Source organism: Shewanella sp. POL2 (assembly GCF_000282755.1).
GTDB classification, from domain to species: Bacteria; Pseudomonadota; Gammaproteobacteria; order Enterobacterales; family Shewanellaceae; genus Shewanella; species Shewanella xiamenensis.
This window is the reverse complement of the sequence record NZ_AKZL01000095.1, coordinates 1-15,924: the sequence shown is the minus strand read 5'-3', so window position 1 is coordinate 15,924 and position 15,924 is coordinate 1. Positions and strand designations below refer to the sequence as shown.

Annotated in this window: 13 protein-coding genes; 4 read left to right on the top strand and 9 right to left on the bottom strand. The window is 47.8% G+C overall.

Annotated features, from left to right (window positions below; all coding sequences use genetic code 11):
• Nucleotides 1–181 precede the first annotated feature (181 nt).
• Together SHEWPOL2_RS18755 and SHEWPOL2_RS18750 are read right to left on the bottom strand one after the other, a co-directional pair.
• On the bottom strand, nucleotides 182–958 hold the full coding sequence (locus SHEWPOL2_RS18755) for an EAL domain-containing protein (RefSeq protein ID WP_037430632.1): 777 nt from the start codon (nucleotides 956–958) through the stop codon (nucleotides 182–184).
• Nucleotides 959–1,144: 186 nt separating this feature from the next.
• Nucleotides 1,145–1,855, bottom strand: coding sequence for an oxidative stress defense protein (locus tag SHEWPOL2_RS18750; protein WP_037430629.1), 711 nt, complete (start codon nucleotides 1,853–1,855; stop codon nucleotides 1,145–1,147).
• A 393-nt stretch (nucleotides 1,856–2,248) separates the two neighbouring features.
• Here SHEWPOL2_RS18750 and rimO point away from each other — a divergent pair, with 393 nt between their 5' ends.
• Nucleotides 2,249–3,694, top strand: a complete 1,446-nt coding sequence (rimO, locus tag SHEWPOL2_RS18745; protein ID WP_037430627.1) for a 30S ribosomal protein S12 methylthiotransferase RimO — start codon at nucleotides 2,249–2,251, stop codon at nucleotides 3,692–3,694.
• A 242-nt stretch (nucleotides 3,695–3,936) separates the two neighbouring features.
• Here the strand turns inward: rimO and SHEWPOL2_RS18740 are convergent, their stop codons facing one another.
• Nucleotides 3,937–4,170 (bottom strand): ribosome alternative rescue factor ArfA, encoded by a 234-nt coding sequence (locus tag SHEWPOL2_RS18740; protein WP_037422485.1) that lies wholly within the window; start codon nucleotides 4,168–4,170, stop codon nucleotides 3,937–3,939.
• A gap of 264 nt (nucleotides 4,171–4,434) precedes the next feature.
• Here SHEWPOL2_RS18740 and SHEWPOL2_RS18735 point away from each other — a divergent pair, with 264 nt between their 5' ends.
• The gene (locus tag SHEWPOL2_RS18735; protein ID WP_037430625.1) at nucleotides 4,435–5,280 is read left to right on the top strand and encodes a transporter substrate-binding domain-containing protein; all 846 of its coding nucleotides are present in this window, start codon (nucleotides 4,435–4,437) and stop codon (nucleotides 5,278–5,280) included.
• Nucleotides 5,281–5,477: 197 nt separating this feature from the next.
• Nucleotides 5,478–7,604 (top strand): TonB-dependent receptor, encoded by a 2,127-nt coding sequence (locus SHEWPOL2_RS18730; RefSeq protein ID WP_086024091.1) that lies wholly within the window; start codon nucleotides 5,478–5,480, stop codon nucleotides 7,602–7,604.
• Nucleotides 7,605–7,725: 121 nt separating this feature from the next.
• On the opposite strand, the gene pmbA is transcribed toward SHEWPOL2_RS18730, so the two are convergent.
• On the bottom strand, nucleotides 7,726–9,069 hold the full coding sequence (pmbA, locus tag SHEWPOL2_RS18725; protein WP_037430621.1) for a metalloprotease PmbA: 1,344 nt from the start codon (nucleotides 9,067–9,069) through the stop codon (nucleotides 7,726–7,728).
• Nucleotides 9,070–9,230: 161 nt separating this feature from the next.
• Here pmbA and yjgA point away from each other — a divergent pair, with 161 nt between their 5' ends.
• Nucleotides 9,231–9,764 (top strand): ribosome biogenesis factor YjgA, encoded by a 534-nt coding sequence (yjgA, locus tag SHEWPOL2_RS18720; RefSeq protein ID WP_037422477.1) that lies wholly within the window; start codon nucleotides 9,231–9,233, stop codon nucleotides 9,762–9,764.
• 415 nt (nucleotides 9,765–10,179) lie between these two features.
• Here yjgA and SHEWPOL2_RS18715 read toward each other — a convergent pair whose 3' ends face one another.
• From SHEWPOL2_RS18715 to SHEWPOL2_RS18695, 5 genes are all read right to left on the bottom strand, one after another.
• Nucleotides 10,180–11,511, bottom strand: a complete 1,332-nt coding sequence (locus SHEWPOL2_RS18715; RefSeq protein WP_037430619.1) for an APC family permease — start codon at nucleotides 11,509–11,511, stop codon at nucleotides 10,180–10,182.
• A gap of 631 nt (nucleotides 11,512–12,142) precedes the next feature.
• Complete coding sequence (locus SHEWPOL2_RS18710; protein WP_037430617.1) at nucleotides 12,143–13,288, bottom strand: ABC transporter permease; 1,146 nt, start codon at nucleotides 13,286–13,288, stop codon at nucleotides 12,143–12,145.
• A 1-nt stretch (nucleotide 13,289) separates the two neighbouring features.
• On the bottom strand, nucleotides 13,290–14,501 hold the full coding sequence (locus SHEWPOL2_RS18705; RefSeq protein ID WP_037430635.1) for an ABC transporter permease: 1,212 nt from the start codon (nucleotides 14,499–14,501) through the stop codon (nucleotides 13,290–13,292).
• An 89-nt stretch (nucleotides 14,502–14,590) separates the two neighbouring features.
• Nucleotides 14,591–15,565 carry an efflux RND transporter periplasmic adaptor subunit gene (locus tag SHEWPOL2_RS18700; protein ID WP_037430615.1) on the bottom strand — a complete coding sequence of 325 codons (975 nt, stop codon included), beginning with the start codon at nucleotides 15,563–15,565 and terminating at the stop codon, nucleotides 14,591–14,593.
• The coding region (locus SHEWPOL2_RS18695) for a TolC family protein (protein WP_037430614.1) at nucleotides 15,555–15,924 on the bottom strand (370 nt) is incomplete at its 5' end. The genes SHEWPOL2_RS18700 and SHEWPOL2_RS18695, both read right to left, overlap by 11 nt.

The window sequence follows — 15,924 nt, the reverse complement described above, 5'->3', positions numbered from 1 at the left end:
ATTAAATCGTAATAACCGGATAGATCGGTATAAAGCGCGTTAGAAGACATAGCAGCGAAGAGAAGGCATGGGCAATTAAGGGTGGCGCATGATATATCAGTTAGCCCAGAACCGATACACACAATTCCACAACCAATCTGAGTGCAAGGCACTTGGAGCACATTAATTCAATAAAACAATGCTACAGCGCAGCATAACAATCTAAGGCGTCAAAGGTAGTTAAATACTCGAGTTGGGGTTTGGCGAAGTAGTAACCTTGAAAATAGTTAATTCCACGGCCAACAAGATAGTCTAACTCCGCTTTACTCTCGATCCCTTCGGCCAGCACCTGAGTGTTAAGCGTGCTACAAATCCCGAGCACCTCATCGATAACAAACTGTTTTTGTTTGTCTAAATGGATATCTCTGATCAACTCCATATCGAGTTTTAATACCTGAGGGCGCAAAAACTCTAACCAACTCAAATCAGCGAAACCACTGCCAAAGTCGTCGATGGCGGTGATAAATCCCCGTTTAGCGTAGCTGTCAAAAATACGGCTCAATTTGGCTCTATCGACAATTTGCTCACCCTCAGTGACTTCAAACATGATGTTATGAATATTAAAACCAAAGAGGTCGGCGGCTTCAATCGAGGCGCGGATACAGGTTTCAGGGTTATAAACCGCATTAGGTAAAAAGTTGATACTTAATATTTTATCAAGGCCAAGCTTAGCGGCGGTTTCAATGGCTTTGACCCGACAAGCCTGATCAAAGTAGTACTTATTGCTTTCGTTTATACGCTCAAACACCCAAGCAGCACCTTCGCCATTTGGGCCGCGCACTAGGGCTTCATAACCATAAATCTGCTGATTTGGCCAATCGATAATGGGCTGAAATGCCATACGAATTTCAAATCCGAGTGACTTACCACTTAAACAGTCCATACAGGTTTGTTGCTTGATTCGAGAGGGAAAATCCATCATAGGTCTCCATAACCTTATCCTCTCTCAGTGTGGGGATAAATCGCTAATTTTGCCAGCGTTTAGTGCCTTTGCTCTGATAAAACATGCAACATTGTAAATATGTTGACTCAGAATTAACCGATTGCGCCCCATAACAGCAATGGATGAGCCAAAGAATTCTCATCCATTGCATCTCGTTATGACTTATTTGAGTTTATAAACCACTTCGACTCTATCTTCGATAGTCACTTGGCCATATTGATAGCTTTCGGCGGCGCCCATGGCATCGGCCTTAGCATTCATACGTAACATCACCGGTTGCACAGGGCGTTGATCATAATAACGAATTTGCCAAATCTTACCTAGGTTTTCCCCAAATCCCTTGGCTAAGGATTCTGCTTTTTGTTTGGCATCGACAATCGCCGCTTGGCGCGCCTTGGCCACATACTCGGCCTCTTTACTCGATTTAAGGGCGATATTATTAACCCTGTTGATCCCCTCCTCTAAGGCGGAGTCTAAAATCGTATTTAAACGTGCCAAATCGTTAATAGTCACAGTGACTTGGCGACTCGCGGTGTAACCAGTTAGCTCAGGTGCTTTATCCTGCACATACACATATTGGGGTTGCAGATTTAAGTTGGCGCTTTGGATCTGCTCCTTGGTAATCCCCGCGGCCGTCAAACGGGCGATAAATTTCGCCACCGCCGCATCCGAGTTATCTTTAGCCGCCTTAGCGTCTTTCTCGGTGACAGCCACTTCGACATTAAGCTCAGCCATATCCGGCTCGACTTGAATTTGGCTTACGCCCATGGTTTCGATATGGGGAAAGTCCACATCGGCAGCCACTGCGGTGGCTGTAAATACACCAGAGAAAAGACCACCAGCCACTAATACAGCTAAAAGAGAATGCTTCATTATTAACTCCAACTAAATCATTTAAGGCGAGACTGCCTTGATTCTAATGCGATGGCTATCAGCTAAAAGTGTGACTCGCCATCTGCTAGCCATACAAACGAATCATACAAACTATCCCTATAAACGCGGGTAAACATAAAAAGGGTTACTTTTTTTAAAACTTTTTAAATTGGCAAAACTTATCAGCCTATCGCTAAAATCCTCTTCCACAAGCACTCAAGCTACAGTTGTGACTTTCCATACGAGCACGCATACGAGCCAGTCAGTCTCTAACTGGTAGAAACGCGCTCTTAGCTGTACACTTTTCACCCAAAGACACTGTACCTTTTAATCACTTCAGGTATAATCCGCGCTCTTTTTACGGCGCTCTTTTATCAGCATCAGCGAGACACCATGACAGTTGAAACTTTTCATCCTAAGCAAACTACCACGCTTGAGACCCCTGCCAAAACATTGGAAGCCGCCAGTGCTGACTCTGTTAATACGGGCAATGCTGCCACAGGCAATCGCATCGGTTTTGTGTCTTTAGGTTGTCCAAAAAACCTCGTGGACTCAGAGCGCATTCTGACCCAATTACGCATCGACGGCTATGAAGTCACCAACAGCTACGACAATGCCGATCTGGTAATCGTTAACACCTGTGGTTTTATCGACGCTGCGGTTGAAGAATCCTTAGATGCGGTGCGCGAAGCCCTAGAAGAAAACGGCAAAGTAATCGTAACGGGCTGTTTAGGCGCTAAAGAAAACCAAATCCGTGAAGTGCACCCAGATGTGCTCGAAATCACTGGCCCACACAGCTACGAAGCCGTGTTAAAGCATGTACACAAGTACGTGCCAAAACCAGAACACAACCCATTTACCTCGTTAATCCCACAAACTGGGGTTAAGTTAACGCCTAAGCATTACGCTTACTTAAAAATTTCAGAAGGTTGCGACAACCGTTGTACCTTCTGCATCATCCCTGCACTGCGTGGCGATTTAGATAGCCGTCCAGCGGGTAGCGTATTAGATGAAGCCAAACGTTTAGTTGAAGCTGGCGTACAAGAAATTTTAGTCGTGAGCCAAGACACCTCTGCCTATGGTAAAGACAAGGGCGGCCGCACCGATTTTTGGAACGGTATGCCAGTTAAGCAAGACATCACCAGCCTTGCTCGCCAACTGGGCAAGATGGGCGCATGGGTACGCTTACACTACATCTACCCATACCCATGGGTTGACGATCTGATCCCATTAATGGCCGAAGGTTTAATTCTGCCTTACTTAGACATTCCAATGCAGCACGCCAGCCCACGCATCCTGAAGATGATGAAACGCCCAGGCCGTGTTGACCGTCAGTTAGAAGCTATCCAACGTTGGCGCGAAATCTGCCCAGATTTGGTGATCCGCTCAACCTTTATCGTGGGCTTCCCTGGTGAAACCGAAGAAGACTTCGAAATGCTGCTCGACTTCCTGCGTGAAGCGCGCCTCGACCGCGTAGGCTGTTTCAAGTACTCAGAAGTGGAAGGCGCTGTCGCCAACACCATCGCTGAACTTATCAGTGAAGAAGTGAAGGAAGACAGATACCACAGATTTATGGAAGTCCAAGCCGAGATCAGCGCTGAGCGTTTAGCCCGTTTCGTTGGCCGTACTATGGATATTCTGATCGATGACGTAGACGAAGAAGGCGCGATTGGCCGCAGCTTCGCCGATGCCCCAGAAATCGACGGCATGGTATTTATCAACGGTGAAACTGAACTCGAACCCGGCATGTTAGTTCGCGCGGTGATCACTCACTCGGACGAGCACGATCTGTGGGCCGAGTTAGTGGATGCCGATGCAGAGGATGAAGTCGAGGCTTAAGCCTTCAAATCATTCAAGTTTTAATAAGACGAGCCACAATCTCAATTGTGGCTCGTCTTTTTATGGGCAAAAGCAGGCGAATCCTCTCAATAGGTGAAGGTTAACTCTCAATAGTTGAAGGTTAACTCTCAATAGTTGAAGGCTAGATAGTGCGACAAAAGGGATTGAAAAGGAAATCGCAAGGCAATGTGAGGGAGGAGTCTAGCAGGGATTAAATGAGCAGGATTAACGCGGCAAAAACGTTAAAACATCATCCCCATAAAGTCGAAAGGGGTATCGCCCCTGTGCTGATACCCCTTTCGGTTTGCTGCTTTACGGTTATAAGACCCTTTGCCCTTTTTCGGCTTTTCGGTACGCATCCGAAATAACGGACTGGTCACCAGCGCCTTAAGTGCATTGTCTGTAATGGTGCCGCGACCATTTTCATGCTCTTGCACACTCTGGGCTGTTACTTTTGCCACATTTACCTTCGTCATAATGACTCCTCAATTAATCCTCAATTCATCCTATATTGGTCAAGGGCCAAGTTAATCATTCTCAGCCAGCGGCGACACTATAAACCAATCTAAAAAGATGTACAGAGTTTGTGCAAAACCGCAAAGAATCGCTCTTTTTATTATCAAAAAGTATGATAGATTAATCCAACAAAAATAATACATTAGGCTAACAAGCCTTCATTTTAAGTCGCTATTTAGCGATACGATTACCCTTTGTAATCACAGGATAGGGAGTGATTAATTTTGCCGTTTGCAGTGATTTATCGGCCATTACTGAGCCTACTTTGCCTATTACTCATCCTATCCCCCAGCCTAGCGCAGGCTTTTTCAAGCTCTGAGTGTGTTATTAGCATGGGCTATCGCACCAGTGAACGCCGCCCCTTTATCGAACAGGAACCTAATAACCAAGGGTTTTACTACGATATTTACCAAGTCGCGGCCGAAAGAGTGGGATGTAAATTACGGGTAATTCGAGCACCTAAACTGCGTATTTTGCGGGATCTCAAACTCGGAAATATCGATTTTTATCCTGGGCTGCATTTTAGTGAAGAACGTGCCCAATTTACCTATTTTATTCCTAACGGTCTGTCGGAGCGCATTATTGGAATTAGCCGAGCGGGTGCGGCAAATGTTGGTTCATTAGAGCAGTTATCACAGAGCGGTATGACGCTATTAATCGCCCCGGGCAGCTACGACTTTAATGGTATATCCGAAACTATGTCGGTCCGTAAACCGCCTGAACTCAATGTGCCTAAGGCCTTAGATTACCTTATTAGTGGCCAAGGGGACTTTTTTATCTACGATCAAGCAACCATCAGTTATTACCTTAAAAATCGAGATACAAGCCAATTTAAGCTACACCCTAATTGCTGCCAGCAACCTCAAGCTATGTATCTGGGATTTTCGAAAAAAAGCCGCCATTTTCGTGGGCAACATAACCCTAACTATCGCGCCGATCTTCCCTTAAGTCCGAATAACAGCCCAAGCATACTCGCTGAAGATTCAAAGGCCTATGAATTTGCCAAAGCACTCGCCGCCATGGATGCAGAAGGGGAAACCCAGCGGATCTACTTTAATCACTTCGGTTAATCCTAGGGCGCGTTAAACAACGCCGCTTATTATCCTCACATTGGCGCTAGCTTATCCTCATCTTGGTGCTAGCGAGAACTTCAGGCCGCTATTTCAGCTTTATCTTTATAAGCTCTGCGACAATATGCCGCACTTGTCACACTTAGATGATCTTTATAATGCAGCGCAATTTATCTAAGTGAATGGAAGACAATAAGATGGCTGCAAACGCTTCAACTATTCCCCACGGCTTTAAATGCTCCGCAATCGCCAGCGCGCTGACCTTAGCATTAGGCGCTTCAGTTGCCTCACAGGCCATGGCCGACGAGACAAATCAAACTCAAATTGAACGTATTCAAGTCCATGGCGAACAGAGTATTGGCCGTAATGCCTTAGGCTCGGCCGATGCTTTGCTAAAAGACCAAGGCGTCGATTTCTCCGAAGCGGGCGGCGTTTCTGCCTTGCCCGTACTCAATGGCATGATGGGCGATCGCATTAAAGTGTTAGTCGATGGCGCAGATATCACCGCCTCCTGTGCCAACCAAATGAACCCACCACTTTCCTACGTTTCCGCTAACCAAATCAGCTCGGTAGAAGTGGTCGCGGGCGTGTCCCCTGTCAGTGCGGGCGGTGACAATATCGCCGGAGTGATTAAGGTTAATAGCCTCAATCCAAAGTTTAACGACAGCGAAAACCTCAGCTTTGAAAGCGGTGAAATCTCATCGGGATACCGCAGCACCAGCGATGCATTCCTACTCGGCGCTAAGGCAGGGATTGCCAGTAAGGACTTAAGTTTCAGCTATCAAGGCGCCTATGAAGACGCCAATAGCTACCACGATGGTCACGGCGATAAAGTACTCGATACCCTCTATCGCGCCCAAAACCATGCGTTAACAGCGGCATGGCGCGATGACACACAACAACTGGCGATTAAGCTAACGCACCAGGCAATTCCATTCCAAGGTTTTCCTAACCAATACATGGATATGACGGATAACAAGAGCTACGGTGCCCTAGTCCGCTATCTGCGGGATTTAGACAACGACGGCGAGTTTAGTGCCCAGTTAAACTGGCACAGTGTGAAGCATGAAATGGGCTTCTTCACCCCAGAAAAAACCGGCAAGATGCCAATGAATACAGAGGGTAGCGATTACAGCTACCAACTGCATTGGCGCCTACCCATGGGCGATAACAGCACGCTACTCATCGGTCAGGAATTTTATAACTATCAACTCGATGATACTTGGCCAGCTGTGCCCGGCACTATGATGGCACCCAATGACTATATCAATATCAATGACGGTGAACGCCGCCGCGCCGCAGTTTATGGCGAGTGGCAGCAAAACCTCACGCCACTCTGGTGGTTGTCTGCTGGGGTGCGTTATGAATATGTCACCACAGATACGGGCGAAGTGCAGGCTTACAGCAATATGCCCATGATGGGCATGCCCAATGTGGATGCCGAGGCGGCAAAAGCCTTTAATGCCATGGATAGAAGCCGTGACGATAACCTTATCGATGCTACGCTGCTGGCGCGTTATCAGCTATCGGCCAAACAACAATTGGAATTTGGCTTAGCCCGTAAAAACCGCGCACCAAACCTGTACGAGCGTTACAGCTGGGGCCGCGGCGTGATGGCAACCACTATGATTGGCTGGTATGGCGACGGTAACGGCTATGTCGGCAACCCCGATCTTAAGCCCGAAACGGCGCATACTCTGAGCGCGGCCTACAAGTTTAATGGCGATGAATGGCAATTCTCTACCACGGCTTGGTATAGCGCGGTGACAGACTATATTGATGCCGAGGTGATTGGCAGCTTTAACCGTACTGGCCTTGCCAGTGGTAAACGCAATATCCTTAAATTCACCAACGAAGATGCCAATTTATATGGCGCTAAGTTTAGTGCGGTCTACCTATTAGCCAATACCGACAGCGGTAAATGGCAGATGCAGGGTAAGCTCGATATCACCCGCGGCGAGCGTGATGAGGGTAATGAGCCACTTTATCAAATCAAACCGCTACAAACCGAGTTAGCCCTTAGCCATCAACTGGGTGATTGGGAAAACCGCCTATCATGGCAATGGGTAGCGACTAAGGATAAAGTCGATGAGCGCCGTTTAGAAAATGAGACCGACAGCTATTCGCTGTTAAATTTAAGCAGTAGTGTTAAATGGCAAGAGCTGAGTTTAACCTTTGCAATCAACAACCTGCTTGATACTTACTACGAACTACCACTGGGTGGTGTCAACCTTGCCGAATTTAAGGCTGATAGTACTGGTGGCTTTAGCCAAGTCGCAGGCTCGGGTCGCTCATTTGAATTAAGTGCCAGCTACAAATTCTAATGAGCACCGCCGCTAACAAGTGGCAATGCTATTTAGGGCGGGTCAGTTAAATCAAAAAGGGCAAATGCAGCTGCATTTGCCCTTTTGTGTTTCAATTGACTGAACCGTTATATGCCGATGGCTAGTTACCCGCGACCTTCATCTCGGATAATAAGATCCCGCCCGTGCGGATAGATGAACGTAAATCGAAGTCCTTACTGACCGCCTGAATCCCACGGAACATATCCTTAAGATTGCCAGCAATGGTAATTTCTTCAACGGGGAACTGGATTTCACCATTTTCGACATAAAAACCAGCGGCGCCACGGGAATAATCCCCCGTCACCATATTCACGCCTTGGCCCATCACTTCTGTGACAATCAAGCCAGTGCCCATGCCTTTGACTAACTCATCGAAACTTTGGCCAGTGTGCGCCAGCGTCCAGTTGTAAATGCCGCCCGCATGACCTGTGTTAGGTAGGCTCAATTTGCGCGCCGAATAACTGGTTAGTAAATAGGTTTCTAATATGCCACTGTCGATGATGCGTCTATCTTGGGTCGCCACACCTTCGCTATCGTAGTTGGCACTGGCGAGTGCGCCTAATAGATGCGGCTGCTCTTCAATGCTGAACCAGTCAGGGAAGATTTGGGTGTGAATGGCATCGAGTAAGAAACTTGATTTACGATACAAACTACCGCCACTGATGGCACCAATCAAATGGCCGATTAAGCCAGTCGCAATCTCTGGCGCCAGTAATATTGGCAAACGGGTGGTGGCAATCTTACGTGCCCCTAAACGGCTCACGGTTTTCTCGGCGGTTTTTAGCCCCACCAATTCAGGTGAAAGCATCTCATTGAATTTACGGGCGATAGTGTAATCGTAATCCCGCTGCATATTTCCGTCACTGTCTTCACCGATCACGCTGCAACTTAAGCTATAGCGCGAGCTGCAATAGCCATTTAAGAAGCCGTGGCTATTACCGTAAACCTTAACCGACGTATGGGCGTTTGCACTGGCGCCGTCAGAATTATTGATGCGCGGATCGGCATCGAGCGCCGCGGTTTCGGCGCGAATGGCCAATTGGGCTAATTCGTCCGGGGAAATATCTTCAGGATAATAGAGTTTAAGATCGCGGATCTCAGTCGCCATTAAGGCTTTATCGGCTAAACCGCTAAACGGGTCGGCCGAGGTGTAACGGGCGATATCATCTGCCGCTTTAACCGCAAGAGCAATGGCTTCAGGACTGAGATCTGAGGTAGATGAACTGCCCTTGCAACCATCGCGATAAACCGTAATACCGAGGGCGCCATCTTTATTAAACTCTACCGTTTCAACTTCCTTTAAACGGGTTGAAACCGATAATCCCTGTTGTTTACTGATCGCCACTTCAGCGGCATTTGTCCCTAATTTATTCGCATATTCGAGGGCCACAGCAACCGCATCTTTCAGCGCGGTCAATTCACTATCGATTCTGTTCAAAGACACAAAGCAACTCTTTCGTTATAGGCAATGCCGCTAGCATAACAAACACCTATCCCATTCTCATTATTTATTGCGCGCTTTACTGATTGAATCGCGCTTTAACTAGGCGAATTTTGGCGGGAGATGTTATTATTAGCGCGTTATTTAACTGAGGTTTTATCTATATGAAGATTGTTGGTGATTCAGAACATTTTAAACAGCCCTATGACAGTAACGACGATTATGTCAGTAAAACTGAGGATAAGCGTGACTGCGAAGCGGCTCAAAAAGTCGGTATGGAACTGGTCTCACTCAGCAAAACCCAGCTAGATAAAATCGAGCTGGACGAGCACTTGTACGACAGCATTCAGCAAGCTCATAAGATTAAGCCAAAGACCGAAGCCTATCGCCGCCATATGCAGTATATCGGCAAGCTGATGCGTAACGTCGATATTGAACCTATCAAGGCATCGCTCGCGGTCGTGCTTAACAAAAACAGCAACGAAACCGCCAAGTTGCAAATGTTCGAGAAAATGCGTGAGCGTTTACTCACCCAAGGCGACGGTGAAATCCAAACCTTAGTGGAACATTACCCACAGTTGGACAGACAAAAACTGCGTACCTTAGTGCGCCAAGCAACCAAAGAGCTGGCGAAAGGTCCTGAGTCTAAATCCTCAAAAGAGCTGTTTAAATATTTACGCAGCGAAATCCAAGACTAGCGTGTTGAGTTTTTGAGATTACATTTTACTGTTCAAGCAAGCTCTAGCTCGCGAAGCGAGGGATAACACACCGTTATTCAGCTCAAATGACGGGCGGCTCTTATGATTAAAAGTAAGAGTAAGAGCTTGCCAGAACACCCTCTTGGCCAACATATGGCTGCAAAATAACCCTGAAAGTCAACACGCCCCAATCCCCGCACTTCAGAATATAGCCTTAGGCGCTAGGCGCGATTTAGCAAAAGTTAATGTTTCTAACCTTGCTTTATATGGGTCAACAAAACTGGGAAAATTTTATCCACGAGTTTTGCAAATGAACAACATGGCGTCTCCAGTCGGCGTAAAAAAATGTCGTTCACTCTTAAGCGAACGACATTAGCATACCTCAGTGCTGTTACTTTATGAGTCAATACCTTAGTTAACTCTGTAACTCTACCGCTTTGCGCAAACGTAGGCTGCGCAGCGCTAAGTACAACATCCCTACAGCTCCCCAAATTAAGCCAAGTTCTAAGGACTGAGGCTCGAGGTTTATCCACAGCACACCAATGGTCGCCGCACCACACAGGGGCAAGATGAAATACTGCAAATGTTCCTTAAGGGATTGATTACGTTTTTCTTTAATATAAAACTGCACTATCACCGACAGGTTAACAAAGGTAAAGGCAACTAAGGCGCCGAAATTTACCAAAGCCAAGGCCATTTCTAAATCAAATGACACCGCCGAAAGCGCCAGTAACCCCACCAGAATCACGTTAAATGCCGGAGTACGCCATTTAGGGTGAACATAACCAAAACCTTTATTGGGTAGCATATTGTCGCGCCCCATCACATAGAGGATGCGCGCCACCCCCGCATGAGCCGCCATGCCCGATGCTAGCACCGCAATCGTTGTCGCCACCAGCACGATAGACTGGAATAAATTGCCGCCCACATATAGCGCTATCTCAGGCAGCACAGCGTCTAACTGCTGGAAGCGAGAAATATCAGGGAAATAGAGTTGTAAGAAATAGGACACGCTCACAAAAATCACCCCGCCAATCAGCGCTGTAAGTACAATGGCGCGGGGGATCACTCGCTTAGCGTCCTTGGTTTCTTCACTCAATGAACTTAAGCCATCAAAGCCTAAGAAGGAGAAACACAGAATGGTTGCACCGGTAAAGAGCGGCGCTAAGGTTATCTGCTCCGAATAGAATGGACGCACGCTGGCAATGACCCCTTCACCTTCGCCAAGGGACAAGCTATGGGCCATTAAACCGATGAAGACTAAGATAATGGCTATCTGAGCAAATACAATAACGCCATTAAAATTCGCAACTAAATCAATGCCTCTCAGGTTGAGTACCGTCATGATGGTGACTAAACCAAAGATGAAAATCCAAGGCTCCACGTTGGGGAACATGGCAGTAAGGTAGATTTTGGCCAATAGCATGTTGATCATCGGCATAAACATGTAATCGAGTAGCGATGACCAACCCACCATAAAACCGACATTTGGGCTAAAGGTTTTTTGGGCATAGGTATAAGCCGACCCCGCATAGGGATATTTACGCACTAAATGACCGTAGCTAAAAGCGGTAAACAGGATACCCGCTAATGCGAGCAAGTAAGAGGTGGCCACGTGGCCAGAGGTGATCTCAGAGACAATTCCGAAGGTGTCAAACACGGCCATAGGCGTGAGGTAAGCGAGCCCCATCACAACCACTTGCCATAGATTAAGGCTTTGCTTTAAGCTCGGTTTTTGTTGGCTCATATACCACCTCCGAGTGCCGTCGGTGGAATGACTAACGCAACATCTTGATTGACGGCAATGACCGAAAATCCGGTAAACAACAGCCCCATTGAATTGTCCTCAGTAAAGTAGGTTCAAGCGAACCTCGTATCATTTCCGGATGTTTACCGGCCTCTATTGGTTTAAAACCCATATATTCAAAAAGAAAATAACCGAGGCAATGAATACCTCGGTTATTTTTTCGGCGCGCATTTTCGCCCAAAACAGGGTAGAAGACAACCCAATAAGCGCATTAAGTGCCTTTTATGTGTCCTAGATTAGGGCATGTTGACGTTTCGAGATTAGATTTTGTTCGTTCTGGCAAGCACGTGCTCGCGAAACTAGGAATGATGTGTCGTTATTCTACTCAAATGACGAGCGGCTCTTATGACAGAAAGTAAGAGCAAGGGCTTGCCAGACGAACCCTTCGGGCAGCATTTGGCTGGCTTTTCTGCAGCGTTATCATCCGTTTGTGTAGAATAACTACACTGCACGGACTTTGCCTTGCATAAAGCTGCAAAAATACCCCTGAAACGTCAACACGCCCTAACAATGGCAACAATATCTGTAGAAAAATAACTCAACACAGGCAAGAAACGAGCGAATCTAAAGCCTATATCGATGTTTGTAATACATTTGCTCGGCGTTTAATCCCTAAAATGGCAAGGCCAAAAAATGCCGCAAATAAACCCCAAAGCTGTAACCACTTTGGCAGTACACTTGCCCACGTCGCGCCCATTTGGTTCAGCTCCAACATCCCCATAATGGCGGGCACCGCAGGGATAATCTGCGAGCCCAGCACAAGCGGCTCAGGGATTAAGGCAATCGGCCAGACAAAGCCTGAGACAAACAGGATCGGCATTGAAATTAATAGCAATACTTGAGTCGGCAAATCGCGGCGGGTAAACAAGGTGCTCATCGCAACTCCGGCCGCCGCTGTCGCCAGTAAAAACGGTAATAGCCACAGTGCGACCAGGCCAAAGCGCGCTTGAATACTCACGTTATACCAGTGATAGCAATAGCCCACATAAAAGCTGGTAAACACCATATAAATCAGCATAAAGGCTAAAATTCGACCGCAAACCAATTGCAGCGGCGACACCTGTTGCCAATAACCCTGATGACGCCACTGGCCTGCACCTAAAATGCCAGTACCGATCAGCAATGTTTGATGCAGGATCAGTAAAAATAACCCCGGCACGACATAAGGTGTATAGCCTAGGCTTGGGTTAAACGCAGGAACACTATTTAAGTGCAGCGAGTTGAGGTTCTGCTCGGCCTCTTTAGGATTTTTCCCCTGGGCGAGCATGCCAATCCATTGAATTTGTTTACCGGCATCCATCCCCGCACTGACAAGACCTTCGGCCACAGCGGAGTAAATCAAGAAGTAACTGGCATCACCGCCGTAGCTTAAGGTTACGCCCTTACCGAGCAACAAATCGCGGCGAAATCCTTCAGGGATCACCAATAAACCGTGCGCCTTACCCGTTTCGATAAAGCGTTTCGCCTCGGAGATAGAGCCGACTTGGCCTATCACTTGGATTTTTGCACTGGCATCCGCATGGCGAATAAGTTGACGACTCAGGGAAGAATGGTCTAAATCCACCACGATAAGCTGCTGTTCTGTTGGGACTTGGTGCAAATAAGGCAAGGGATAGAGCACCGAATAAAACAGCACACCGCCAAATAGGGTCACAGCGATAGCCTTATCGCTAATAATCGCCTTTAATTCAGTGAGCACTAACTGCCATAAATTCATGTTATTGCCCCTTCACTGATAGAGATGTATCGGTGTCAGCCGCTACCGAATTGGGGGTTACCGTTATCGGCAGTAGTTTGCTCGCCAAGGCATAAATCACGGGGAGCAGGCAAATAAATCCCCAATAACTACTCAATTGCTGCGCCATCGTTGACCAAGTAGCACCATAACTGACCACGCTCACATGGGATTCAATATAATGGCTCGATGGCATAATGAGCCGCCACCACTGGGCAAGTTGTGGCATTTCGTGGGTAGGAAAAGTGATCCCCATAAAGGCAAAGGCTGGTGCAAATAATGCGGTACAAAAACTGATGACCCGCGCGCTATCACGCATCAGCACAAACACCAGTAACACCAAACTCCATACCGCCAACAGCATGATCAACTGGGCAAACAGCAGCAGCGCTATACTGCCCGCAAAAGGCAGGGCCAGATACAAATACAACCAAGCGAGGATAAACCCGCCTTGCAGCATCAAGATAGGGGTAAACAACAGGATCTTAGCCAACACCTTAGGCCAAAAATGCTCGTTCAATTGATTGGAGGTCCCCTCCTCTGACTGCGCGGCATTAAGGTGTAACTCGCGATTTAAGCTGTTAGCCATCACCAGCATAGATAACAACTGCCAAAGGGCTACCAATACCGGCGGCACTAAAAAGCCAATGTAGTTATTGTTACGATTAAACAATGCCGTGGTCTGGCTTTTGACCGGGCTTAAATTCACCGCCACTTGTGATTTTGGTGTGCCCGTCATCAGTTGCTTAAGGCCTGCGACCTGCAACAACCCATCGCCGAGACTCAACTGAATTTGACTCGACAACAGCTTACCCACCAACAAAAACTGGCTGTTGTAGCGCACATCGATTGTGGGTGTATGGCCGGTAAGCAAATCCTTTTTCATATCATAGGGAAATACTACCACCGCATAGACCTGCGCCTGCTGCATGGCCTCGACGGCCGAGGAGAGATCGGTAAAACTCTGGGGATCGGTCACAGGATTGGCTTTGAGTTGACGGGTCAGCATCCGGCTGAGTTGGCTATGGTCTTGATCAACAATCGCCACGGGTAACTGCCGCGGTAAACCCGCACTAAATAACCACCACAGGCACAAAATCCCCAGCAGCGGAATGTAACTGATAAGGGCTAGTTGCCAAGGATCGCGCCATAGCGCCTTAAGCTCGCGGCGCACCAATGCCATGAACAACGCCATAAAGCCTACGGAGGCAGACTCTGTCGCATCGGCGTTAGTGACATGCTCGCTCAATGGCTTAGGCTCGCTCGGTAACTTGGTCACAGTCGTTACTCTGCACTAAGCAGCACAGACATACCGACGCGCAGATCAGCAATTGGCGCCGTTGGGCGTAATTCAACCTCAAAGGTGCGCATATCAAAATCGTGGCCGCTTTCGGTCGAACGCCAAGTCGCAAAATCCCCCATCACACTGATATGGGAGACAGTAAACTCTACCGTTTTATCCAGCGCTGGCAGCGTTAATTGCAGTTTATCGCCCTTTTTAAAACGCTTTAGTTGGTCTTCACGTACTTGGAATACCGCCCAAGCGTCCTGCATATCAATCAGACTCACCACAGGGAAACCACTCGGCGCCAGTTCACCTGCTTGCAATAATACTTCGCTAATTTCCCCAGATTTAGGCGCACGCATTTGGCTATCAGCCATAATGGCACTGACTTCTTTCACCGCGCCTTCGGCCATACGCGCATTCCCCGCCGCAGCAGCTTTGGTTTCGACCCGCGCGCCTTCTTCAGCCATTTGATACATGGCTAACGCCGCTTGTTCTGTGTATTTTGCCGCTTGCCACTGGGTAAAGGCTTCATCGCGTTTTTGCCGTGCGGCAACACCTTCGGCAAATAAATTTTCGACGCGGGTATAGGTGGTTTTTGCCAGTGTTGCCGCCGCTTGCGCCTTAAGCCATTGCTCTTTAGCTGCCATCACTTCTTGGCTACGGGCACCATTATTTGCCTCTTGTTGTAAGGCTTTAGCGGCATCACGGCCGCCTTCGGCCTGCATCAACTTGGCATCCAATTCTGGGCTATGAATGGCAAATAACAAATCACCTTCATTGACACTATCGCCACGGCGCACAAGCACTTGCTCGACCCGCCCTGGCACCTTAGAGGATACGTTATATTCGCGGGCTTCAATCTGCCCCTGCAACACACTCGGCTTTGGGCTATAAGCCAGTTTGAGCCCATAGGCTAAAATAAGGCCTAATGCGACCAACGCCGTGAGAGCAAGAATTCTGTTAGCGCGCATTGATAGTCTCCTGCGATTGAGTGCCTGTGGCACTGCGACCGATAAATTCATCTAATTGACCACTGATGGCCATTAATCTGGCATAGGCTTGCACATAGCGATAACTGGCACCGAGCTGCTGGGTTTTAACGGCGCTCAGTTTTAATTCGGCATCGACCCTATCGATAGAGGTTGAAAGCCCTTGATTAAAGGCGATTTCCCTTAAACGCAGGTTCTCGGTGGCCAGTTCGAGTGAGGTATTCAGGGCCTTGAACTCTTCTTCGGCCTGTAATAACTGGCGGTAACTTTGGTCGAGCAGCAAACTTAAGTCTTGGCGTGTCTGCGCCTTAGTGTAACGGGCTTGCAGCAAGGCACTCTTA

Bases quoted from the DNA above. Each gene is read 5' to 3' on its own strand.
- SHEWPOL2_RS18715 (WP_037430619.1), bottom strand. From the start codon at position 11,511: ATGAGCCAACAAAAACCGAGCTTAAAGCAAAGCCTTAATCTATGGCAA.
- SHEWPOL2_RS18755 (WP_037430632.1), bottom strand. From the start codon at position 958: ATGGATTTTCCCTCTCGAATCAAGCAACAAACCTGTATGGACTGTTTA.
- rimO (WP_037430627.1), top strand. From the start codon at position 2,249: ATGACAGTTGAAACTTTTCATCCTAAGCAAACTACCACGCTTGAGACC.
- yjgA (WP_037422477.1), top strand. From the start codon at position 9,231: ATGAAGATTGTTGGTGATTCAGAACATTTTAAACAGCCCTATGACAGT.
- SHEWPOL2_RS18710 (WP_037430617.1), bottom strand. From the start codon at position 13,288: ATGAATTTATGGCAGTTAGTGCTCACTGAATTAAAGGCGATTATTAGC.
- SHEWPOL2_RS18730 (WP_086024091.1), top strand. From the start codon at position 5,478: ATGGCTGCAAACGCTTCAACTATTCCCCACGGCTTTAAATGCTCCGCA.
- SHEWPOL2_RS18750 (WP_037430629.1), bottom strand. From the start codon at position 1,855: ATGAAGCATTCTCTTTTAGCTGTATTAGTGGCTGGTGGTCTTTTCTCT.
- SHEWPOL2_RS18740 (WP_037422485.1), bottom strand. From the start codon at position 4,170: ATGACGAAGGTAAATGTGGCAAAAGTAACAGCCCAGAGTGTGCAAGAG.
- SHEWPOL2_RS18705 (WP_037430635.1), bottom strand. From the start codon at position 14,501: ATGGCGTTGTTCATGGCATTGGTGCGCCGCGAGCTTAAGGCGCTATGG.
- SHEWPOL2_RS18700 (WP_037430615.1), bottom strand. From the start codon at position 15,565: ATGCGCGCTAACAGAATTCTTGCTCTCACGGCGTTGGTCGCATTAGGC.